We start from the raw sequence: 22,955 nt of genomic DNA on the forward strand, positions 1-22,955 counted from the left end.
TGTGCACACGCGCACCGTTCATCAGTCGGGTCACTTCATCAGTCGGGGGTCACAGCCGTCACGTCGTGCGGCGCGCCGACGAGCTTCGACTCCGGCGACCCGCGCTGGCGCAGGTACACCGAGAGCGCGACCATGCTGCCGACGGCCAGAAACTCGGACTGCCAGTTCTGCAGGGTGCGGTTCCAGAAATCAGCCGATCCGACGTAGCCGAGCCAGTCCACGGGCGATGCGCCGTGCAGAACCTGTTCCTCGTTATAGACGACCATGCCCGCCACCGACTGCGCCCACCACGAGAGCAGAAAGATCGCGCCCATCACAAGCAGCAGCGAGTTCGAGAAGAGCCAGAGGCGAAACCCGCCGGCTTTCGCCGACGGCGGCGAATCATGCCGCGCATATTCTCCCACCAGCTCTGTCTCGTCGCTGTCGACCCCCTCGTCTCCCGGTTTCTTCGACTCGGGCGATCCACGTTGCACAAACCAGATCGTCGCGAGAATGAAGAGGAAGAACTGCAGGTACTCCGACTGCCAGTTCTCGGCGACATCGACCACGAAGTCCGACGACGTCACGAACTGGCCGAGAGAGACCGTAGCCTGCCCGTGCGACGCCTGCTCCTCGTTGTAGACGCCGAGTCCGGCGAATGCCTGGCCGATGAGGGCCAGAACGAATATCAGCGCGAAAGCCAGGCTCAGTCGGTGCTGTTTCAGCTGTGTGGACATCTCACTCACCTCCCAGACAAAGCGATGACCAGCATGTACACCAGGCCGGCGCCGATCACGATGAGCCAACCGCTGAAAACTGCACGCATCGTCTGCCTCATCCCTCGAGAACCGGGTACGGGCTCGCCGTCAAGAGCCCGGCGAGATGGGAGGTGTTCGCCGCGGCGGTTCTCATCGCCGCCACAACGGGGTCTGGAATCGACGGGAGGTCCTTGTAGTCAGTGCCGTGCATCGCCTCACCGTTCCAATAGGCGACGGCCTGCGACGGCACGGTGAACCCCAGGTCGCTCAGGCCCTGGTAGAGGCTCGCGGTGATCGCGTGAGCGCCGTCCTCGTTTCCCACAACGGCCACAGCGGCCACCTTGTCGAACAGGATCGGGCGACCCATCGCATCCGTCTCGCTCAGCTCGGCGTCGAGCCGTTCGAGCACACGCTGGGCGACGCTCGACATATTGCCCAGCCAGGTCGGTGTCGAGATCATCAGGATGTCGGCGTCGAGAATCCGCTGTCGAATGGCGGGCCATTCGTCGCCGTCTCCCATATCGGTCTGCACGCCGGGCGCGATGTTGTGGTCGACGACACGAATCAGGTCGCCCGTCACACCGTGCCGGGTGAGCTCACCCATAAACTGCTGGGCGATGAGCTCACTGCTTGACGCCCCCGGCGAGGGAGTCAGCGTGCAGATGAGCGCGAGAGCCTTCAAGGTTTCTGTCATAGCCCCAGTGTGGCCCGGCGCGTCAGTGCTCCCAACGGGTCACATCGAGGAGCCTGCCTGCGGCATCACGAGGGTGTTGAGGTTGTCTCGGGCGTGGGTTCGGGCTCTGAGCTGGGCGGCGGACTGTTGCCGTTGCCCTCGTTGCCGCCACCGTTCCCGTTGTCGCCGTTCCCGTCGCCCTGGTTGCCCTCGTTGCCGTTCCCGTCGCCCTGGTTGCCGTCGTTGCCGTCGTTGCCGTTGCCGTCGTTGCCGTTGCCGTCGTCGACGTTGCCCTCGGTGCCGGAGTCGGTCGCCTGGTCTTCAGGCAGCGGTTCCTCGACGGGCGGCGGCTCTGCCGCATCGAGGGCAGCCTGAACGTCGGCTCTCACGGTTTCGAGAGCCTGCTCGATGTCCTGGTGACGTGCGAATGACACCGAGCCGTCGGACGCCGCCTTGTCGAGTGCAGCGGCCAGTTCGTCGAGCTCGGTCATCGCGCCCGCGAAGTCGCCGTCGGCAACGGCCTGGGTCACCTCGAGCACGTTCTGCTGAAGGATCCCGGCGGCTTCGGCATCGAGATCGGCCTGCGGGGCACAGCCCGAGAGGGCGAACACCGCCAGCACGGCCGAGACGGCGACCGCGGGGCGCCACCTGCGTGCGTTCACTGCTCCGTATGCCTTCACTGCTCCACGCTCTCTTGGATTTCTTTCAGGTCTTCACCGATCTGACCGGGCACAGCAGGGTACTGCGGCGGTTCCACGACCTCGCCCCCGCGGGGGAACCCGGTCAGGATCATCGTGACGATCGCCGCGATCAGAAGCACTGCGGCGATGAGGCCGATGCGGATGCCCCAGTTCGGTTTGCGCGCCGGTTTCGATTCGTTTTTCGGCTCCTCTGGCGTCGCCTGGGCGCCAGACCCATCGTTCTCGTCATTCTCGATGTGCGAGAGCAGCTCCGTCGCCACCGTCGGAGCGTCGGCTTGTGTGTGGGCGGCGAATGCCACCGTTTTCGCCTCGTCTGCCGACGACGCTGCCATCGCCTGCGGGTCGGTGCGAAGAGCCATCGCGACCTCGTGCGCCGTCGGACGGTCCTCGGGGTTCTTCGCCGTGAGCGAGCGGATCGTCTCCGTCCACCGTGGACCGACGTCTTCGGGAATCGGCGGCTCGGCGAGAACACGGGCGATAGCGGACTCCACGGCCGGGCCGGGGAAGGCCTGTTCACCGGTGAGGCATTCGAGCAGCACGAGCCCCAGTGAATAGACATCGCTCGGCGGCCCCACGTGCTCGCCCTTTGCCTGCTCCGGACTGAGATAGTTCGCCGTGCCGATCGTGGTGCCTGTCGCCGTCAGCCTCGTGCTGTCGACGAGGCGGGCGATGCCGAAGTCGGTGAGCTTGGGGTGCATCCGGGTGTCGGCCCCGACGGCGTGAGCCATCAGGATGTTCGCGGGCTTGATGTCGCGATGCACGATCCCGTGCGAATGGATGTGGTGGAGAGCGTCGGCGAGGTCGGCGCCGATCTGCGCGACCTCTGGCGGTGCCAGCGGGCCGTCTTCGAGCCGGGAGCGCAGGTCGGACCCGTCGATCAGCTGCATCACCACGAACGCGTGGGGCGGGCCGTCGGGCTGGTCGTCCACACCGGCGTCGATGAGCATCGCAAGCCCGGGGTGGTTGAGTGCGGCGAGCATACGGACCTCGGCCTGCTGACGCAGAAGCTGTTCGGCGTCAGTCGCGTCGGACCGAAAGACCTTGAGCGCGACATCACGGTCGAGCACCTCGTCACGGGCTCGATACACCGACGCCATGCCCCCTCGTCCGATCAGGGACTCAACCCGGTAACGTCCGCCGAGAACAAGGCCTATCGTTTCTACATTCGGTGGTTCTGCCACGATCACGCTCCTGTGTGCCCATGATAACCGGGCGACCTGACGCCCCAACCGTCACCGAGCGACGAGGGTGCGCACCAGCTCTGCGGCCTGCTTCGGGCTCACGTCGGGAAGGTAGGCCCTGCTGATGGCCGTGCCGATCGCCGGCAGGGCGAGCGGATCGGGATAAGCGAGATAGATCGTCGAATAGGTCGGGTTGAACTTCGCCTTGAACCGGAACAGGCTTGAGAACCCGTATGCCGGTTCGAGTGTGTCGGCGAGGAACGTGAGCAGTCTGTCCATGGCGGTGGGCTCCTGGCGCACGTCGCCCGGCTTCTTGGCGAGTGGTGCGCCAGAGAGGCTGAGCACCTCGATCCCCGTCTCTTTCATGTGCAGTGCGGCCGACGCGATGAGAAACTCCATGATGCCGGGCATGCTGTCGTCAGCACGCCGCATGAAGTCGATGGTCCAGCCGACGACCCGGCCGTCTCGATACATCGGCAGCCAGCTGGTGATCGCCTGCACACGATCATCCGGCCCGATCGCGAGCATCAGTTTGACCTCGGGGTCTTTCAGCTCGTCCATGCCGCCGAGGGTGAAGCCCATCTCGGGGAGCGCCTTCTCCGACACCCATTGCTCCGATATCACCTTGAGCTGCGTCGTCCGCACGACCGACAGCTCACGGTAGGTCGTCCATTCGGTGGTGATTCCCGCCTTGATCCCCTTGTTGAGCGCCTGTCTGACCTTCTGCCATGGCTTGCCGACGAGGTCGAACTGCTGCGGGTGCATCAGCGTCTCTTCGCCGACAGACAGGCACTGCCATCCCAGTCGGTCGAAGACCGGCACATGCTCTTCGTGCACGCTGTAGAACGCCGGAGTCCAGTTGTGGGTGTCGCAGAACGCGGCGAACTCCCTGATCGTCTGTTCCTCTCGGCCCGTCGGGCAGATCGGGTCAGACAGGGTGAGTGCGATCCCGCCGGTGACCCGATACGTCACTGCCGCGTCGCCATCGTCGCTGAACCAGTACACGTTCCCCGGCCAGGTCGCCATGTAACCGAGGGTTCCACCGCCCTCGCGGCGCAGAAGCTGCTGCACCCGGTGGTGATCTGTCAGGCGCGCACGAGAATCCGTCGCCCGGAACAGCCGCAGCAGCCCGACGATGACCGCAACCCAGAAGACCACTCCGGCCCAGCGATACACGACGATCGCGATCGGATCCGTCGGCACGATGACGGTGTCGAGCCCAGAAGCCAGGCTCGAGGGCACGAATCGCATCAGCGTGTCGAGCGCGAGCTCGGGCGGTGTTGTGGCGGGAACATACGAACCGAGGGTGAAGAACCCGACGACGAAGTAGACGACGGCGAGCACAACGAAAACGAGTGCCGTGACCGAGCCGAAGCCGATGAGTGCCTCACGCGGAGCGACGAGGGCGAACTCGCCGCGGTTGATCAGCAGCAACGCCGCGATCGCGACCGGAACGAGCACGGCTGACCCGACCCACACCACCCATTCGACAACGTCGACGGCGGTTCCGGAGTCGGCGAGGGCCTGCTGGATGTCTGTCGCCACGTCGAGTCCGGCGAAGCTGATGACGACGAAGGCGGCGTTCACGCCGATGGCGAGCCAGAGCGCGGCTCTGCGGCCCTTGCGCAGCCCGATGGCGGCGACGATCAGCAGCAACAGGGGCATCAGCGAGAGCAGCACCGGCCCGACCCCGGCAGCGCTCACGAGAGCGAGGTCATGCTCGCAGGCGGCGGTCGCATCGTCGGCACAGCGGGCGAGGGTCTCCGCACGGTCGGGAAATGTATCGCCGAACAGCGATGAGACGAGCGCGAGCGGAGTGAAGCTCGTGGGGTTGGTCAGGGCGACGAGAGGGCCGACGGCACTCACCGCGACGACCGTGGCGATCAACTCGCGTCTCTCCATGTGCGAGCTGTGGGTGAGCCTGAGGGTCGACCGGTCGCGCGCGAGGATCGCACCGAGCAACAGCCCCGCGAGGGCGGCGAGCAAGCGGTACATGTTGACCGGATCGCCCGCGTAGAGCACGAAGATCAGGATGAAGGCGAGCGTGACCACACGGATGCGCCGTCGCCAGAGCACGGATGCGAACGCGCTGGCGGTCATGATGGCGCCCGCGATGCCGACGAACGGGTCTGTCGACAGGTCGTCGGCCGTCGCGGTCGACCACCACTCTCCGATGCTCTGCCCCAGGGTCTGCAGGAGCACCCCTATCGTCACGCCGACCACGCCGGTCGCCAAGAACGCGAACGCCGCCCTCATCGGCCCCATCAGGCGTTCGGCAGCGCCGAAGACCGCCAGCGCTGCGAGCACCGACAGAACAAGCTGCAGAGGGTCGCCTGCGATGAGAAGCGCTGTGACAGGCGTCCACCAGTGCACGGCACCGACCGTCGATGAGACGCCGGCTCCCCACCAGAGCGACGATTCGTCACCGATCGGAGCAAGCGCAGACCCCGCAAGCACGGCGCAGACGACGAACACTGCCGCCAGTGCGATGCTCACGGGGGTGCTCCGCAGCGAACGCCAGAACAGTCTCACGAGGTCTCGCATGTCTGCCTTCCTGCACGGGTGCATCCGCTGTGACGCACACACCGCATCATTCCGTATGGAGGGCTCCTCTCAACAGCCCCAGCAGTGGCAATTCACGCCCTGCGGCTAGGATTACGTGCAGTCGTGCCCACGTTTCGGAGGAATTTTGTCAGACCAGTCCCGCCTCGAGTCCGTCATCACGCTCGCGCAGCATCGCGGCTTCGTCTTCCCCTCGGGCGAGATCTACGGAGGCACGCGCTCCGCCTGGGACTACGGGCCCCTCGGCGTCGAGCTCAAGGAGAACATCAAGCGACAGTGGTGGAAAGCCTTCGTCCAGGGCAGGGGCGATGTCGTCGGCCTGGATTCGGCGATCATCCTGCCGACGGCCGTCTGGAAGGCATCCGGTCACGTCGAGGTGTTCAACGACCCGCTGACCGAGTCGCTCATCACCCACAAACGCTACCGGGCTGATCACCTCTTCGAGGCGTATGAGCAGGAGCACGGGCACCCGCCCACGAACGGTCTCGCTGACATCCCAGACCCCGAGCACCCCAAGAAGATCGGACAGTGGACCGAGATCAGGCAGTTCTCGGGCATGCTCAAGACGTACCTCGGTGTTCTCGAAGACGAGAGCGGTCTGCACTACCTGCGGCCGGAGACCGCGCAGGGCATCTTCACCGACTTCGCCGCTGTGCTGCAGACCTCTCGCAAGAAGCCGCCGTTCGGCATCGGCCAGATCGGCAAGGCGTTCCGCAACGAGATCACACCGGGCAACTTCATCTTCCGCACACGCGAGTTCGAGCAGATGGAACTCGAGTTCTTTGTGAAGCCGGGCGAAGACGAGGAGTGGTTTCAGACCTGGATCGACCTCTGCTGGGACTGGTTCACCGATCTCGGGATCGATCCAGAGAACATCCGTCGCCTCGAGCACTCGCCGGAGTCGCTCGCGCACTACTCGAAGCGCACCGTCGACATCGAATACAAGTTCGGTTTCGTCGGTGGCGACTGGGGCGAGCTCATGGGTGTGGCGAACCGCACGGACTACGACCTCAAGACGCACTCGGAGCACTCGGGCAAAGAGCTGTCGTACTTCGACCAGCAGTCGGGCGAGCGATACATCCCCTATGTGATCGAACCGTCGTTCGGGCTCACCCGCGCCCTGATGGCCTTTCTCGTCGACGCGTTCCACCAGGAGGACGTGCCGAACGCCAAGGGCGGAGTCGACACGCGTACGGTGCTGAAGCTCGACCACCGTTTGGCACCCGTGAAGGTCGCCGTGCTTCCCCTGTCGCGCAACGAAACCCTCTCTCCCACGGCTCGCGGGCTCGCCGACAGACTGCGCAAGCACTGGAACATCGACTTCGACGACGCACAGGCGATCGGCCGCCGGTATCGCAGGCAAGACGAGATCGGCACACCGTTCTGCGTCACCGTGGACTTCGATACCCTCGAAGACAACGCGGTGACCGTTCGCGACCGCGACACCATGCAACAGGAGAGAATCCCCCTTGATCAGCTCGAGGCATATCTCGCGGCACGCCTCATCGGCGCATAGGCAGGCTCAGTGACGAACGTCGCCCGCTTTCAGACGGCTGTTCGGAGCGATGCCGGGCAGCCGTTCGGAACGGATGAACGCATGAAACAGGAGAACGAATGACCACAAACGATGTTCGCGAAGACCGCGAGATCATCGCGCGCGTCAAAGACGATCTGACCGCCGTCGTCGATATCGCCGGCACGGAGCAGCTGCTCTCGGCAGACGACCCCGAGCGGCTTCGCGCACGTGTTGTGCAGCTCGTCGCCCGTGAGGCGGAGGCCCGTGGTCGTGCACTCCAGGTGGTGTTGTACGAGAACTCCGAGCGCTGGCCGCTGCTTGTGCACCCAGACGGCCGAGTGGACGAGGTCACCGTCGGGATCCCCGCTGCTGCTGCGCCTGCCGCACCCGCTCCTGCTGCTGCTGCTGCGTCGACGGCTGCCGTTCCTCCGCCCCCTCCTCCGGCGGCGGCGGCAGCGGCTGACAGCGCGGGCGAACCGCTGCCCGCCGCCGCACCAGTGCCCGTTGCACCTGAGCCCGTTGCACCTGGACCCGTTGCACCTGAGCCCGCGGTACCCGCGTACCGGCCGGCCCAGGCATCCGTCGGGCCCAACGGTCAAGCGTTGCCGACGCTCGACGACCTGCTGCGTTCCAGGCCTCAGGTCGCCAGCGGCCCGGCCAAGATGGGATGGCAGGGCTCGATTCACCGGATGACCGGTGGCGCGATCTCACCTCGTCCGGGAAAAGCCGAGCGATCTCGGCGCGAGACGATCGAGAACGTGCAGAAGATCTTCGCGGGTCCGCGCACGATCGTGATCGTGAATCCCAAGGGCGGAGCGCACAAGACCACGGCGACGGTTCTGCTCTCGGCGACGTTCGGCACCTATCGCGGCGGATCGACCCTCGCGTGGGACAACAACGAGACCCGCGGCACTCTCGGCTGGCGGGCGCAGTCCGCTCATCACCACCGCACGGCCGTCGACCTGCTCAACGATCTCGACCGGTTCGCGGATGCCCGCCGGGCACGTGTCGGCGACCTCGACAACTATGTGCGCGCCCAGGCGGACTCGCAGTTCGACGTGCTGGCCTCAGACGAAGACGCCGCCGCCTCGTCGACGATCGATGCAGCCGCGTTCAACCGGCTGCATGCGACGCTCAGCCGGTTCTACCGGTTGATCGTCATCGACACCGGCAACAACATGCGCGCCTCGAACTGGGAGGCCGCGATCGAGGCAGCCGACCAGCTCGTGATCGTGTCGACCGTGCGCGAAGACACCGCGGCAAGTGCTGCCTGGCTGCTCGACGGCCTGCGCGAGAAGGGCTACGGAGACAAGGTCGCACACGCCGTCACCGTGCTCGCGTCACCGTCGAAGAAGTCGGATGAGGCTCTTCAGCGGCGTCTGATGACCCACTTCCGTGCGCTGACGCGCGACGTGGTCGCCGTTCCCTATGACTCGTCGCTCGTCGACGGCGGCGCCGTGAACATGGAGGCACTGTCGCCCGAGACCCGCGAGGCGTGGCTGAAGGTGGCCGGCTCGATCGCCGCCGGACTGTAGGGCGCGCGGCCGCCTCAGGCACCGACCGCTACTCCTTTCGCGACGCGCCACCCTATTTCGTGTAGCGCATCACAAATCGAGGCGCGCGTGGCGAATTCGCCCCGCACCTCGACTGCGTGAGTCGCACGGTGATCGTCCATACAACCAGCAGCAAATTAATGGCTTTCGCGCTGACACGCGGCGGAATGGGCCTCGGATTGCTGGCCTTTCAAACAGCGACTCCAACCCGAGGGACAAGAGACTACTTATTTGCGCGCCGAGCGGCGTAATACGTAGCGATGTCAGCGGCGATCATCAGGACGGCTACAACCAGCAAGGCCGAGAACAGGACCCCCTCGGGTCGACCGATAAGGATGGTCAGGGCAATAATCAGAACGCCAAACTTCAGCAAAATACTGAGGATTCTCCTGGGCCTGCGGTTGAGTCTCATTACCTGTTCCTTGGGATCCAACGAGTCGATCGGGTTACACCCGGACAGGTCGCCAGACGGAGACGAAGCGAACTTGCTGGCTGGCGTCGCATATACGAACCGGACCACGACGCGGGTCAGCAACATTAAACATCTACGAGTTGACTACTCCGTAATATGACAGTCACGACAATGCTTCGGCTACTGCCCTACCGCGCTTAACGTTCAGATACCTCGCTTCGCCATCCACCGGTAAACGAAGAACGCGACGATCCCGAGCACGATGAGACTCGAGCCCAAGATCAGAAAAAGGGGTCGCCACTACTCTTCGCGCCGAGATCGAGAACACCCTTGATCGCCATGAGGATTCCCGCGGCGATACAAAGCCAAGGCATAACGAGGCGGAGAGGCCCATAGCGCCACTTGTATCTCCCGGGCTTTGACTCTGCGCTCTTGCCTTCCTCGCTCATCACTATTGTCGTTCCACGAGTCGTGGTTGACCGCCGATGTAGAGAAGTCGTCGTCGGTCACGGCAGCGCTCGTGGCAGTCACTCGTGTTGTTCCATATGGCGAATAGCTGTATGCGCCCTCGATCGCCGCCGGGCTGTAGGCCCCAGCCACGGCGGTTTTCAGTCCCACGCCGCCGTTCCTCGTTGGCGTGCGGCGGAACGCGACCGATAACGGTGGCCCCTTCCGTGTCATTGAACTTCCAGTTGTTCATCACCACCCGCCCCGAGCTGCGGCACGTGCGCACGAAGGTCCGCGCCCGAGACAGAACGGGTCACGCGAACGCGGATTCGGCACGCTGAAGTACGAGCGGCTCTTCCTCCACGATATCCCCGACGGGATCGAGCTGATCGAACGGGCCACGAGCTACCGGATCGAGTACAACAACGCCCGCCCGCCCGAGGCGATCACCTGGAACCGCCGGGTCAACCGTGCACCCCGCCAATCCCACCCTAATTTCCATCGTCACGTAGGGAGCCGATGCGCGTCGTCAGCCTGATGACCTGCCAGGTCACGGGGATCGCCGAGAGTGCGCTTCCACCCGCGATATACCACCCGGCCGGCTTATTTGCAAAGAGCACACAGGCCACGACGACGACGACTTGAACGAACAACAACGCAAGCCAACCCAACATGCGCTTTCTTGCCCGAGACTCTTCAGTCATTGACTACTCCAATTTGCTCGGCGCTACCAAGTACGCACAAATTGCTCAACCGCACGAATTTATGATGTCACCGACACTGTAGACAACACCCGTGACAGAGGCGATGAATCCAATCGCAGCGACGGCACCTAAGAAGAGCGTGGGGGCGCCCACGATCAATCCGATCGTGGACGCAGCGAGAGACACGGATCCGAGAACAAGAGTGAAAATTGCTCCTGCGCAATCAGTGCCCGTAGGGTCTTTCGCGTTAATCGGGTTGCAGGCGGCGTAGGAGTAGGGGTGCGCTTCCTGCCCGGAGGGGTCCATCTGCGTGAACCTGCCGATAGTGGCGTCGTAGTATCGTGCGCCGAGCTTGTACACGTTGTCAGACTCTTGGTAGCCGCCGATATAGCGGAGCCGGTTGTCGGTCACAGCAGTACTCGTGCCAGTGGCTTGCGTCTCTCCGTACGGCGAATAGCTGTATCCGCCCTCAAAGGCTCCAGTTTCGGAGAATATCCCGACGACGGAACCGAGGTGGTCCTTCGCGTAGTAGTACTCGGAGATTCCCTTGGCGTAGCCGACTGGGTCGTTGTCCGCGGTTCGGATGTATGAGACCGAACCCGCGCCGTTCGTCTCCCGTGTCAGGCCGATGGGCATGGTTCTGAACGTGCGGTCGTTTCCGATGGTGAGTTGTTCGGTGTTCCCTTGTCCGAAGCTGGTCACAGGGGTGCTGCCGATTGCGGTTACCTGCAGACGATCCCCGTAGTCGAACGTCGCACCGGTGGTGCCGTTGGCGGTTTGATTGCCAGCGGCGTCGTACTCCCAACTCGCGACGTCGGTGGTAGTCGAAACGAGTTGATGGGCCGCGTTGTAGGTGTAGTCGATCGTGGTCGTCGGGTGGCTAGGGAGACCCCGCTGTACTTGCTGAATGCGGTTCCCGGCGTTGTCATAGTCATAAGTCCACTGCTTATACATGATGCCTATACCGGGGAATCCCGCGGAGGAACTGGCCTGCGTAAGCCGGTTGTAGGAATCGTAGACGTACTGCGTTGTCGTATCAGCTGAGACGCCTTCCTCAACTGCTGAGAAGCGAGTTTGCACGTTGCTGCGGTCGTTGGCTGGAGAGGCTGTGCCGGCGCTGTAGCTGTAGCCGATGTCAACGCCGACAGTTCCGCCGGAGTCTTTTGCGGTGATTCGGGTGGGGCGTCCCGATGCATCGCGTTGCGTTTCCTGGGCAGCGCCGCCGGGAAAGATGCGCTTGGTTTCTGCGCCGTTGAGGTCATACTCGAATAGCACGCATTCCGACCCTGCAGTGGGAGCCCCGCTCGTCGGGCAAACCCCGTCATTGTCGCGTACAGACGTCAGCTGGTTGGCTGCGTCGTACCCATAGAACACGTGCTGGCCAACTTGTGGGTCTCGGAACGCGACCAGATTCCCGGTCGCATCAAGGTTGAGTTGAGTTTGTTGCACAAGGGACTCGCCATAGAGGTCCATGAAGTAACTGTCGGTGCGACCGTACGCATCGAAGAAGGATCTCCGCTCTCGGCCAGCGTTGTCCCATTCGTCCGCGACATCGCCGTTCCCGCGGTACGAGACGTGCTGCTCGTCGTTGTTCTCGTATGTGGTCTTGACGAGTCTGTCGAAGACGTCGTAGGCGTAGCCGGTCGTGTCACCGTTGCCATCCGTGACCGACGTCACTCGGCCGATCGAGTCATAGGCGTACGTTGTCGTCCCGAGCGGTGCGGGAGGAGTGACCGTGGCCAGGTTGCCATCGACGTCATAGGAGTACGCGGTGACGTTTCCGTTTCCGTCCTTGGCGGTGCACACTTGTCCGGCGAACCCACCACACACGGTGCGATCGCTTGTTTCATACGTGTATTCATGCTCCACGGCACCGGCAGTGGAGTTCGTGACTTTGGTGGGGTTACCGGCTGCGTCGTATTCGTAGGACTTCGAGTTTCCGGCGTCATCGGTGCTGCACTTGGCCAGATACGGGTGTCCACTTCCGCCGTTGGGACAGTCGACGCCCTGCGCATAGGCAGCGGTTGCCGCGGCGCCCGTGGGGAGGGTTGCGCTCGTCCGATTGTTGTTCGCGTCGTATTCATACGTGGTGGTGTTTCCGGCGTTACCGCCGCTTGCGAAGGCGTCCGTCGTCGTCTGCACGTCACTGTTCGATGTCCACGTCTGTGACCGCTCCCGGTCGAGGGGATCGATCGTTTTCACCACGCGACCTTCATTGTCGAATTCGAACGTCGAATCGTTGCCGTTGGGGTCGGTCACCACCGTTTGGGCAGAGCTATAGGCGAACCCGGTCACGATCCGGTCCGTGCTACCCGAGAGGCCTTCCCGAACCTCGGTGACCCGATGCTGAGCATCGTACGTGAACTCGGTGACCAGATCTTGCGGCTGTGATCCTCCCGAGAAGCTTGAGGAGATGCTCGCGAGCCGACCCTCACTGTCGTATGTATAAGTCGTTGTGAGGTTGCCGTCCGCGCCGACCACTGTTTCAAGTCGATTCTCGTTGTCCCAGGAGTATGCAACTGTTCGGCCGGCCGAATCTGCCAAGCCCGTGCGAGCACCGAAGTATGTGGTGATATTCACAGCACGACCCGCCGCATCAACCATGCCCTCAAAATCGCCCCAGGTGTTCCCGTCGTAGTCGATGCCAACACCGTTGCGATCAGTGTAAGTTGCTCTATGGCCGAAGTTGCCGAACGTGTATTTCTCCCCCGTCTGGTTCGAGGTCACAACCAGCTTCTGGTTCTGATCCTCGGTCAGGGTGAGGTTACTTCCCGGCGCGCTCTCCCACACGCCGCTCGAGTTCTTCGCAAACTCAACTTTGAATCCGTTGGCGGTCGTGAACGTCGCCGTTGTCTGATTGTTGAAGGTGGCCGTGAGATCGGGAACCGAGAAGTCCCAACCGCCGCCAAGTGCGCCGTCAAGCGACGATAGTCCGTTGTACACACGGCCGAGATCGATCCCAACACCCGGCCCGGCGATCGCAATATCCGATGATTCGACAAGCAGGTTTCCGTTGGCGATATTCACGCGCGCGGTCGACCTATCTCCCAGGTCGAATTCTTCAAACGAAAAATACGGCATGGAACCCAAACCGGGCGCACCCACAGGAGTGCCAGGTGGTGCACCGTGAGGACTGACCTCTCCGTCTGCATCGGGCGGCACAGTCGAATCACCATCCGGGGCGACAGGTTCGCTGCCCTCTTCATCGCCCGGCGGCACCACCTCTGAAGCCTCTGCCGACGGCGTCCATGGCGTGGAGGCCAAGGCCGACGATTCTGGCATCTCGACTGCAGGTTCTGCACGGTTTGATGCCGTCGCTGGCAATGACGCCGCGAGCAAGCTTCCTACACCGATAAATGTTCCAAGTGCGGTGTACAACGATGCTTTCCGAAACACAAAAACCCCCGTGGGTCCAATGGTGCCTGAGCGCAGCGTGCCCATCCTGTGTCATCGAGGTACTACCCCGCTACCGCGCACCAATGAACAACCGATGAATGGACTCCGTCGGCAGGGTGACGCAACGAGGGGCTACTCGGCGCGCTCGAGCGTGCCGATCTCTTCACCCTTCGCGTTCATGATCACGAGCGTCTCACCCTCGAGAGTGGCCGTCTTCATCTTCGAGAGCCAGGTGTCGACCCCCTGGCAGGCTTTCATCGTCGACAACAGATCACCGAATGTGGCCGTTTCGCCCTCGAGTTCGTAAGTCGTCGAGAACCCGTTGCAGCCGTCATGGCCCGTCGCGGTGTTGTCATCGTAGAGTTCGAGCCGTGGCTGACCCTTCTCGTCTGAGCCCCATTCGCCGATGACCGTCACCGGCGAAGAATCACCCGTCGAGCCGCCGGACGAGCCACCACCACCGGGCTGACTTCCCTGTCCGCACGCCGAAAGCGAGAGCACCGCTGCGGCAGCCGCCCCGATGAGAACGGCCGTGATACGTCGTTTGCGCGTTGCTGGAGCGATCATGCGTCGAGGGTATAACCGCATCATGCGTGTCGGCTGATGAGTGAACAGATTGAGAGGCCAACGCGCTGGACAGCCGCCTATGGGGAGAACTACCCCTCGAGAAAGGTTGCTGTGACCGATCGATGAACGATACCGTCAACATGTCCCCCTTTCCGGGGACATTTCTGCGCTCTGCTGGCACCTGGTCAGTGAGTGAACTTCTCGCACATTACCCCTGGGGGACACACGTATGCAGCAACGCGGTAGACGGCTACGCCGTTCATTGGCCATCGGCACAACAGCGGCTCTCGGGCTCGGCGGCATGCTCGTCGCCACGCCCGCCTTCGCCAACGAGAGCGAAGAGCTCGCCCCACTCAGCGGGTCGCAATACAAGGCGAATGCCTTCGAGCTTCTCGGCGAAGACGGCGTTCAGGCTGTTGCACAAAACGCTGACGGGCAGATCGTCGTGGTGAAGACCGTTGACTCCGACGTGGAGGCCGTCGACGAATTCGACGAGCGCTACGCGAACGTCGTCATCAAAGAGGTCAGCTCCGAACTCCGCGCGTACGACACAAACGACGTCGTCGGCGGAGCGGGCTATTTCACCAGAACGAGTGAAGACGCGCTATCTGGGTCGTCATGCTCCATCGGATTCACCGCATGGACACCGGCGGGCGACCCTGCTGTTGTGACCGCCGGTCACTGCACAGATAACGGCGACAACACTGTAACCGACCTCACGCTTCCGACCAGCGACATTGCCGGTGGCGCCCCCGAGGGCTCACCTGTGGTTCTTACGGCAGCCCTCGGAACATTCGGTTTCTCGCAGCACGGCGGACCGGACAACACCATCGGTACCAATGACCTTGATTCCATCGACGTTGCCGTGATCGACGTCGCCAACGGCAGCCTGAACCTCGAGCCAGAGGTCACGGACTGGTCCACGACCGCCGACCTCTCTGAATCGACGACCACGATCACCAGCGTCGGGTCCGCTCAGATCAACCAGCCGGTCGCCAAGAGCGGTCGCACCACCGGTAACACCACAGGCACCGTCACTGAGGTCAACGGCTGGGCAGAGATCGGCGATCGCATTGTCTATGGTTTCGGCTCGGAGCTCGTCGGTGGCCCCGGCGACTCGGGAGGGGCGGTGTACCAGGGCAACACAGCTGTCGGAATTCTCAGTGGGGGCTCAAGCATCGCTGAAGGCGACTCAGAGAACTTCATCTGGGCATCCGACTTGCAGAACAGCCTCGCCCACACCGGCGGCTACACCCTGCAGCTGCACGTCGACGCACCCGTGTTGACGAGCCCCGCTGACGGCGGCGAAGTGCAGACCGGCGCCGCGATCAGCGGAACCGGCCCCGCATCGACCACCATCGTCGTCACCCCGACCGGCGCAGAAGCGTTCGAGATCACCACGGATGCCTCTGGCAACTGGAGCTTCCCCGCCCCGGGCGCTACCGGACCATACAGCTTCTCGATTTTCGCGAAGAACGGCTTCAACGAGTCGACCGTCAACGAGTACGCACTCGACGTCGTTCCCGCTCCGCTGACCGCTCCGGTCATCACGAACCCCGCTGACGGCTCAGACGTCGTCACCGAGGTGACCGAGATCACCGGCACCGGCCGTCCCGGCGCCACGGTCACCGTCTCGGGCGACGTCGAGGGCACGGCTGTTGTCGGCTCCGATGGAACCTGGTCCATCGAGACAGACCTCGGCTATGGCAGCTACGAGATCACCGTTGTGCAGGCACTCGACGGTGAAACGTCACCGGCCGCAACAGCTGCGTTCGATGTTGTTCTCCAAGCTCCGGTGATCACGTCTCCGGCCGATGGTGCTGAGTTCGCCGCGGATGCCGCACCGACGACCGTCACCGGCACCGGCGTCGAGGGCGCGACCGTGACCGCCGCCATCAATGGCGTCGACCTCGGTTCGACCACGGCCGCCGAGGACGGCGCCTGGGAGCTCGCGCTCGCAGCGGGCGTCCAGACCGGCACGAACACGATCGCCGTCACCCAGTCGATCGACGGAGTCTCGTCGAGCGCACAGGTGTCGTTCGTCGTCGCGGCAGCGCCTGCACCGGCCCCGGCACCAGCGGGCTCTGGCACAGGCTCTGGCGACCTCGCCGAGACCGGTGCAGAGTTCACGCCGGCCCTCGGGCTCGCGGCGATGATGCTGCTCGCCGCAGGCGCATCGCTCGTTGTGATCCGCAACCGCAAGAGCGCTGCTTCACAGAAGTAGTCACTGACGCAGAAGGGGGTGTCGGGCACGTGCCCGACACCCCCTTCTGCGCGTCTGCATCACGATGCTCACGGCTTCTGACGAAAGCCTGCGCGTCGCACGCGCGATACGCTGAAAGGCGTTTGATCGTGTCGACGACCGCCGCGACGAGAAGGTGACATATGGACCACTCCCCGCCACGAGCATCCGGCTCGCCCAAGGTCGAGTTGCACATCCACATCGAGGGCACACTCGAACCCGACCTCATCTTCGAGCTCGCCGAGCGCAACAACGTGCGGCTGCCATACACCGACATCGACGACCTGAAACGCCGATACGAGTTCAGCGACCTGCAGTCGTTCCTCAACCTCTATTACGCGAACCTCACGGTGCTGCAGCACGCTGTCGACTTCACGGAGCTGACCGACGCCTACCTGGCAAGAGCGCAGTCCGCCGGGGTCAGACATGCAGAGATCTTCTTCGACCCGCAGGCCCACACCTCCCGCGGAGTGGAGCTCGGGACGGCGCTCGAAGGCGTCGCGACCTCGCTGCAGACGAGCGAAGAGCGGTTCGGCATCTCGACGGGTCTGATCGTCTGCTTCTTGCGCGATCGTCCACCCGCAGAGGCTCTCGATGTGCTCGAGCGGGTGCTGGCATCCGGTGTTCCGGTGCTCGGCGTCGGGCTCGACTCTGCCGAGGTCGGGTTCCCCCCATCGCTGTTCACCGAGGTGTTCGCCCGGGCGAAGGATGCCGGCCTGCGGCTCGTCGCACACGCGGGCGAAGAAGGGCCGTCCGGCTACATCGTCGAGGCTCTCGACCTGCTCGGCGCGGAACGGATCGACCACGGCATCCGCTGCCTCGACGACGATGCCCTCGTCGAGCGTCTCGTCACCGAACGAATCCCTCTGACGGTGTGCCCGCTCTCGAACGTGCGCCTTCGTGCCGTCGACATGCTGGCCGGGCACCCGCTGCCGGTGATGCTCGAGCGTGGGCTCGCCGTCTGCATCAACTCCGACGACCCGGCCTATTTCGGCGGCTACATCGACGACGTCTATAACGCGGTCGAGCAGAGCCTCGGACTCTCGGCCGATGCGCTCGACACGCTCACCCGCAACGCGATCACCGGCTCGTTCGCGAGCGACGAGCGCAAGGCGAGCCTGCTCGCCGAGCTCTCGTAGCCCGCCGTCTCTCTGAGAACCGCCCTGAGCGCCTCGCGCCACTCGATTTGTGATGCGCTACACGAGTTCGTGTAGCGCATCACAAATCGAGTGGCGCGGGGTGAACTGGCGGGAGCTCACGTCGCGCGACCCTGTGCGGCATCGGCCCCCGAGCGTACGGTGGAGAAACCGCACGCCTGAGAAACCGCACGCCTGATAGAGGAGCATGATGTCGATCACCGATCACGGTCCCAAACCGTTTGTCACGAGCATTGAAGACGCCACCCTGTCGAACACCGACTTTCGCGCCACCCTGTGGACGGGCAGGCACCTGCAGGTGACGGTCATGGCGATCGAGCCCGGCGGTGAGGTCGGCCTTGAGAAGCACGATGAGGTCGACCAGTTCCTGCGCATCGAGTCGGGGCAGGCGAAGGTGCAGATGGGCCCGAAGAAAAACGAGCTCGTGCACGAGTGGACGGCAGGAGCCGACGATGCGGTGTTCGTTCCCGCCGGCTCATGGCACAACCTCACCAACACCGGCGATGACACGCTGAAGCTCTATTCGGTCTATGGCCCCGCGGACCACAAGCCCGGAACTGTGCAGCACACCCCACAAGACCCCGAGTAGCCCGTGACCTCGCTATGGCTCGACAGGCATCCGGTCGTCGAGACAGACGTGCCCCGCGGATCGAGAAGGTTCGACGAGATCGTCGTGGGTGCCGGTCTCACCGGTCTCTGCGCCGCCGTGATGCTCGCGCGTCGTGGTCGCCGCGTCGCCGTTCTCGAGGCGCGGCGGGTTGGCGCGGTCGCCACGGGCAACACCACCGCCAAGCTCAGCGTGCTGCAGGGGTCGCGGCTGCAGCAGATCAAGCGGCGCAGCTACCAGAAGATCGTGCAGGCCTACGTCGACGCGAACCTCGCGGGGCAACGCTGGATGCTCGATTTCGCCCACGAGAACGGCGTCGCCGTGCAGAGGCGCGCGGCGGTGAGCTACGCGTCGACCCGTGAGGGTGTGCCGACACTCGAGCGCGAGTACCAGGTGGCGCGGTCGACGGGTCTGCCGGTGAGACTCTCGGCGGATGCCGGTCTTCCGTTCCAGACCTATGCGGCCGTCGTTCTCGACGGGCAGGCGCAGTTCGATCCCCTCGACGTTCTGGCCGCCCTGGCCGCCGAGCTCAGGCGCCTCGGAGGCGTCATCTACGAGGGTGTGCGCGTGACAGGCGCACGTGCGACCCGCCCGGTTCTCGTGCAGAGCACCGAGGGCGAGTTCGAGGGCGATCACCTGGTGCTCGCCACCGGCATCCCCGTCCTCGACCGCGGGCTGTACTGGGCGAAGCTCACCGCCAAGCGCTCGTACGCCATGAGCTTCCGGGTGCCCGGCGAGCTTCCGCCAGACATGTACCTCAGCGTCGACAGCCCGTCCAGGTCCATACGCACGACGCCGGATGCCGACGGCGAGCTTCTGCTCATCGGCGGCAACGGGCACGGCGTGGGCAGGCATCCGTCACCGGCGTCGCTCGTCGACGACCTGACCGAGTGGACGAACCGGCACTGGCCGGGCGGTGAGCGGACTCACGTGTGGAGCGCACAGGACTACGAGTCACCGCACGGTGTGCCGTTCGTCGGGTGGCTGCCTCGCGGGCGCGGGCGGATCTACCTCGCCACGGGCTTCGACAAATGGGGAATGACGAATGCGGCGCAGTGCGCACTCACACTGGTCGGCGACCTGCTCGGCGAGACCCCGGGCTGGGCGTCTGTGCTGCACAAACGGGTGACCACGCCGGTGGCCCTCGCCGTCGGCATCGGCATGGGCGCAGCCGTCGCCAAGCACTATGCCGTCGGCTATGCCCGTGCCCTCGGCAGGAGGCTGCCGGAGGATCCCCCGGCCGAGGGCACGGGCACGATGGGTCGCGAGGGTGTGATGCCGACCGGCGTCTCGACGGTCGACGGCATCACCTGTCGTGTGTCTGGCGTGTGCTCACATCTGCACGCGATCGTCTCGTGGAACGACCAGGAGCGGACCTGGGACTGCCCCGCCCACGGCTCGCGCTTCGCAGCGGACGGCAGCCTGCTCGAGGGGCCTGCGGCGAAGGGGCTTCGGCTGCGCTGAGCCCGATCGCCGCACATCCCCACGTCTGCACGAGCACGCGCCGAACCGCGGCGCCAGGCCGGCAATCGGATGCCGCGGCGTGGCGATGCAGACCCGCTTACTCCCCCGGGCGCACGATCACCTTCAGGCTCTCGGACTTCGTCGACTCTTCGAACGCCGCTGCGACGGCGTCGAGCCCGAAGCGGGCTGTGACGAACCTGCCCGTCGAGATACGCCCCGCGGCGGTGAGGGCGATGGCCGTCGGCCAGGTATTGGCGTACCGGTAGATTCCGGTGAGGGTGATCTCGAGGTTCATGATGTCGATCACCGGGAGCGGCATCTCGGTCGCGCCGAGCCCGACGAGCACCGCACGCCCGTTCGGACGCACGTTCTTGATGCCAGAGACCACGGCCGGCGTCGCGCCCGACGCGTCGATGAACGCATCCACCCCGAGGCCGAGTCCGGAGACATCCACAGAGCCGGCGTCGATCGTCTCGGTCGCGCCGAACGAGAGGGCGCGCTCCCGCCTGGCCGCATCGATGTCTGACACGATGACCTCTGTCGCGCCGAACGAGAGGGCGACCTGGGTGAGCATGATCCCGATCGGACCGGCGCCGGAGATGAGCACACGATCACCGGCTGTGACCTGGGCTTTGCGCACACCCTGGATCGCCACCGAGAGCGGTTCCATCAGAGCGGCGGCGTCTTCGGTCATGCTGTCCGGAATCGGATGGGCGAACACGGCGGGAACCGTGACATATTCCTGGAACGCTCCATCGACGGGCGGAGCGGCGAAGAACTCGACGCTCGGATCGAGGTTGTACACACCTGTGCGGCTCTGGACTGAGGTGAAGTCCGGGCGCTGCGGTTCGATGGCGACGCGTTCCCCCACTCGCGACGACGAGACGCCCTCGCCGACGGCAACGACGGTGCCGCCGCATTCGTGGCCGAGCACTATCGGCTTCTCGACGACGAAGTTTCCCAGCCTGCCGTCGTGATAGAAGTGGGTGTCTGAGCCGCAGATGCCCACAGAGCCCACCTTCACAAGCACATCGCCCGGCTGGGGATCGGGCACCGGCCGGTTCTGGATCTCGAGCTCGCCGGCTTTCAGCAGAACACTTGCACGCATGGTCGAGGGAATGTGCTGCACAGTGGGGCCTTTCTCTCTGGGTGACCTCTCACCGACGAGCGTTCACCCGGTTCGGACGCATTCACCCATCATGCCCGGTGAATGCGTCCGAACGGGATGCAATCGGTGGTCCTGCACCCCAACCGGGTCGTTATCGGCTCGATTCAGCGACGCAGCCGGCGGTAGGCCCGCGCGGACAGCGGCAGGAACACCAGCACCAGCACCAGAGGCAGCACCACCGCAAGGGTGAGCGCGTTCGACTCGAACCAGCCTCCCGTCAGCCCGGTGGGATTTCCGAACAGCTGTCTCGCCGCCGTCGCGGTGGCCGACACCGGATTCCATTGCGCGATGACCGCCAGCCAGCCCGGCATCGTCTCGGGTGAGACGAACACATTCGAGAGAAAGCCGATCGGCCACACCAGAACCTGGATCATCATGGTCGCACCAGGGCTCCTGAACGTCAGCCCGAGAAAGATGCCCACCCAGAGAAGCGCAAATCTCAGCCACAACAGCAGAGCCACGGCCAGCAACGCGGACCCCAGCCCGTTGTTCACCCTCCAGCCGATGAGCAGTCCACCGCCCATCAGAACCACGAGTGTGAGCGCCGAATAGAGCATGTCGGCCCCGGAGCGGCCCAGCACCACCGCCGCACTTGAGATCGGCATGGAGCGGAACCGGTCGGTGACGCCCTTCGCCGCATCCGCAGACATCGCGGCCATCGTGTTCTCAAGACCGAAGAGCATGGTGAGCGCGAACATGCCCGGCAGCAGAAAGCCCATATATGCTTCGGAGCCGGCACCCGGCACATCTATCGCTCCGCCGAGCAACAGGCCGAAGACCAACAGCAGCATGATCGAGAACAGCAAGCCGAAGATGAGGGATGCCGGCTGCCGCACCCAGTGAATCAGGTCTCGTTGGGTGATGATCCACCCTTCGCGAAGCGCGCTCATACGGACACCGTCCTTTCGTCAGCACCGGTCAGGGTGAGGAATACCTCATCGAGTGTCGGTCGCCTGATCGACAGGTCGTCGAGCACGATCCCCGCGCTGTCGAACTGCCGCACGGCCTCAACGAGTGACGCAGCACCGTGAGCGGTGGCGCTGGCCGATGCGGAGTCTGGATCTTCAGTGGCGATCGAACCGGTGACCCGCCCGATGATCTCGACGGCTTCAGCGAGCCTGGAGGGGTCCGAGACGCTGACCTCGAGCAGGTCTGGAGCCGTCTCTCGCTTCAGCTCGTCTGGCGTGCCCTCGGCGATCACCGCGCCGTGGTTCATCACGGAGATGCGATCGGCGAGCTTGTCTGCCTCGTCGAGATACTGAGTGGTCAACAGAACGGTGGTTCCGGCCGCACTCACCTCCCGAATGCCGACCCAGACCTCATTCCGCCCGCGCGGGTCGAGGCCGGTGGTCGGTTCGTCGAGAAAGAGCACAGAGGGCCGCAGGATGAGGCTGGCTGCGATGTCGAGTCGGCGGCGCATCCCCCCGGAATAGGCCGAGACCGCACGCGAAGCCGCCTCGATCAGCCCGAACTGGTCGAGCAGTTCGTCTGCGCGTGCGGTCGCAGCGCGTTTGCCCAAGCCGAACAGGCGCCCGAACATCACGAGGTTCTGCCGGCCGTTCAGAATCTCATCGACAGCGGGGCTCTGGCCCACAAGTCCGATCTCTCTGCGCACACGCGCCGCAGAGGTCCTCACATCGTGCCCTCCGATGGTCGCCGTTCCCTCATCGAATGAGATCAGGGTCGAGAGCGCCTTCACCGCGGTGCTCTTGCCTGCTCCGTTCGGCCCGAGCAGACCGTGGATGCTTCCGGACGTGACGGTGAGGTCGAAACCGTCGAGAGCTGTCACGTTCCGATATCGCTTGCCGAGGCCTGTGGCTACAAGCGAATGGTTCATTCGTTCCTCTTTTCTCTGTACAGCGTACAGC

18 protein-coding genes are annotated in these 22,955 nt (G+C 64.2%); 7 read left to right on the forward strand and 11 right to left on the reverse strand.

Features of this window, described 5'->3' with window-relative positions:
- Positions 1 to 38: 38 nt before the first annotated feature.
- From ACYVF5_RS09555 to ACYVF5_RS09575, 5 genes are all read right to left on the reverse strand, one after another.
- Positions 39 to 716 (reverse strand): DUF6766 family protein, encoded by a 678-nt coding sequence (locus tag ACYVF5_RS09555; RefSeq protein WP_460945689.1) that lies wholly within the window; start codon positions 714 to 716, stop codon positions 39 to 41.
- A gap of 97 nt (positions 717 to 813) precedes the next feature.
- Positions 814 to 1,431: a flavodoxin family protein gene (locus ACYVF5_RS09560; RefSeq protein WP_460945691.1), complete on the reverse strand. Its 618-nt coding sequence runs from the start codon at positions 1,429 to 1,431 to the stop codon at positions 814 to 816.
- Positions 1,432 to 1,496: 65 nt separating this feature from the next.
- Positions 1,497 to 2,072: a hypothetical protein gene (locus ACYVF5_RS09565; RefSeq protein WP_460945693.1), complete on the reverse strand. Its 576-nt coding sequence runs from the start codon at positions 2,070 to 2,072 to the stop codon at positions 1,497 to 1,499.
- 14 nt (positions 2,073 to 2,086) lie between these two features.
- Positions 2,087 to 3,292 carry a serine/threonine-protein kinase gene (locus ACYVF5_RS09570; protein ID WP_460945695.1) on the reverse strand — a complete coding sequence of 402 codons (1,206 nt, stop codon included), beginning with the start codon at positions 3,290 to 3,292 and terminating at the stop codon, positions 2,087 to 2,089.
- A gap of 51 nt (positions 3,293 to 3,343) precedes the next feature.
- The gene (locus ACYVF5_RS09575; RefSeq protein WP_460945697.1) at positions 3,344 to 5,788 is read right to left on the reverse strand and encodes a bifunctional lysylphosphatidylglycerol flippase/synthetase MprF; all 2,445 of its coding nucleotides are present in this window, start codon (positions 5,786 to 5,788) and stop codon (positions 3,344 to 3,346) included.
- Between the two features lie 193 nt (positions 5,789 to 5,981).
- On the opposite strand from ACYVF5_RS09575, the gene ACYVF5_RS09580 reads away from it, so the two are divergent.
- From ACYVF5_RS09580 to ACYVF5_RS09590, 3 genes are all read left to right on the forward strand, one after another.
- On the forward strand, positions 5,982 to 7,370 hold the full coding sequence (locus ACYVF5_RS09580) for a glycine--tRNA ligase (RefSeq protein WP_460945699.1): 1,389 nt from the start codon (positions 5,982 to 5,984) through the stop codon (positions 7,368 to 7,370).
- 98 nt (positions 7,371 to 7,468) lie between these two features.
- A complete protein-coding gene (locus ACYVF5_RS09585) occupies positions 7,469 to 8,905 on the forward strand; it encodes a MinD/ParA family ATP-binding protein (protein ID WP_460945701.1) in 1,437 nt (478 codons plus the stop codon).
- Between the two features lie 1,067 nt (positions 8,906 to 9,972).
- The gene (locus ACYVF5_RS09590; protein ID WP_460945703.1) at positions 9,973 to 10,320 is read left to right on the forward strand and encodes an integrase core domain-containing protein; all 348 of its coding nucleotides are present in this window, start codon (positions 9,973 to 9,975) and stop codon (positions 10,318 to 10,320) included.
- Here the strand turns inward: ACYVF5_RS09590 and ACYVF5_RS09595 are convergent.
- The 3 genes from ACYVF5_RS09595 to ACYVF5_RS09605 all read right to left on the reverse strand — a co-directional run bounded on the left by ACYVF5_RS09595 (position 10,274) and on the right by ACYVF5_RS09605 (position 14,449).
- Entirely contained in the window at positions 10,274 to 10,486 is a 213-nt protein-coding gene (locus tag ACYVF5_RS09595) for a hypothetical protein (RefSeq protein ID WP_460945825.1), read from the reverse strand. The two genes, ACYVF5_RS09590 and ACYVF5_RS09595, sit on opposite strands and share 47 nt — an antisense overlap.
- Positions 10,487 to 10,531: 45 nt before the next feature.
- Positions 10,532 to 13,927 (reverse strand): RHS repeat-associated core domain-containing protein, encoded by a 3,396-nt coding sequence (locus ACYVF5_RS09600; RefSeq protein ID WP_460945705.1) that lies wholly within the window; start codon positions 13,925 to 13,927, stop codon positions 10,532 to 10,534.
- A gap of 87 nt (positions 13,928 to 14,014) precedes the next feature.
- Entirely contained in the window at positions 14,015 to 14,449 is a 435-nt protein-coding gene (locus ACYVF5_RS09605; protein WP_460945708.1) for an META domain-containing protein, read from the reverse strand.
- Between the two features lie 229 nt (positions 14,450 to 14,678).
- Here ACYVF5_RS09605 and ACYVF5_RS09610 point away from each other — a divergent pair, with 229 nt between their 5' ends.
- From ACYVF5_RS09610 to ACYVF5_RS09625, 4 genes are all read left to right on the forward strand, one after another.
- Complete coding sequence (locus ACYVF5_RS09610) at positions 14,679 to 16,673, forward strand: S1 family peptidase (protein ID WP_460945710.1); 1,995 nt, start codon at positions 14,679 to 14,681, stop codon at positions 16,671 to 16,673.
- A gap of 161 nt (positions 16,674 to 16,834) precedes the next feature.
- On the forward strand, positions 16,835 to 17,830 hold the full coding sequence (locus tag ACYVF5_RS09615) for an adenosine deaminase (protein ID WP_460945712.1): 996 nt from the start codon (positions 16,835 to 16,837) through the stop codon (positions 17,828 to 17,830).
- 208 nt (positions 17,831 to 18,038) lie between these two features.
- Entirely contained in the window at positions 18,039 to 18,437 is a 399-nt protein-coding gene (locus ACYVF5_RS09620) for a cupin domain-containing protein (RefSeq protein ID WP_460945714.1), read from the forward strand.
- Between the two features lie 3 nt (positions 18,438 to 18,440).
- The gene (locus ACYVF5_RS09625) at positions 18,441 to 19,919 is read left to right on the forward strand and encodes an FAD-dependent oxidoreductase (protein WP_460945716.1); all 1,479 of its coding nucleotides are present in this window, start codon (positions 18,441 to 18,443) and stop codon (positions 19,917 to 19,919) included.
- A 97-nt stretch (positions 19,920 to 20,016) separates the two neighbouring features.
- Here the strand turns inward: ACYVF5_RS09625 and ACYVF5_RS09630 are convergent, their stop codons facing one another.
- The 3 genes from ACYVF5_RS09630 to ACYVF5_RS09640 form a co-directional block, all read right to left on the reverse strand.
- Positions 20,017 to 21,048 (reverse strand): NAD(P)-dependent alcohol dehydrogenase, encoded by a 1,032-nt coding sequence (locus tag ACYVF5_RS09630; RefSeq protein ID WP_460945718.1) that lies wholly within the window; start codon positions 21,046 to 21,048, stop codon positions 20,017 to 20,019.
- 143 nt (positions 21,049 to 21,191) lie between these two features.
- Positions 21,192 to 21,977, reverse strand: a complete 786-nt coding sequence (locus tag ACYVF5_RS09635; protein WP_460945720.1) for an ABC transporter permease — start codon at positions 21,975 to 21,977, stop codon at positions 21,192 to 21,194.
- Entirely contained in the window at positions 21,974 to 22,924 is a 951-nt protein-coding gene (locus tag ACYVF5_RS09640; RefSeq protein ID WP_460945722.1) for an ATP-binding cassette domain-containing protein, read from the reverse strand. The genes ACYVF5_RS09635 and ACYVF5_RS09640 overlap by 4 nt, the downstream gene beginning before the upstream one ends.
- Between the last annotated feature and the right edge of the window lie 31 nt (positions 22,925 to 22,955).

This window comes from Okibacterium endophyticum, from assembly GCF_054780075.1.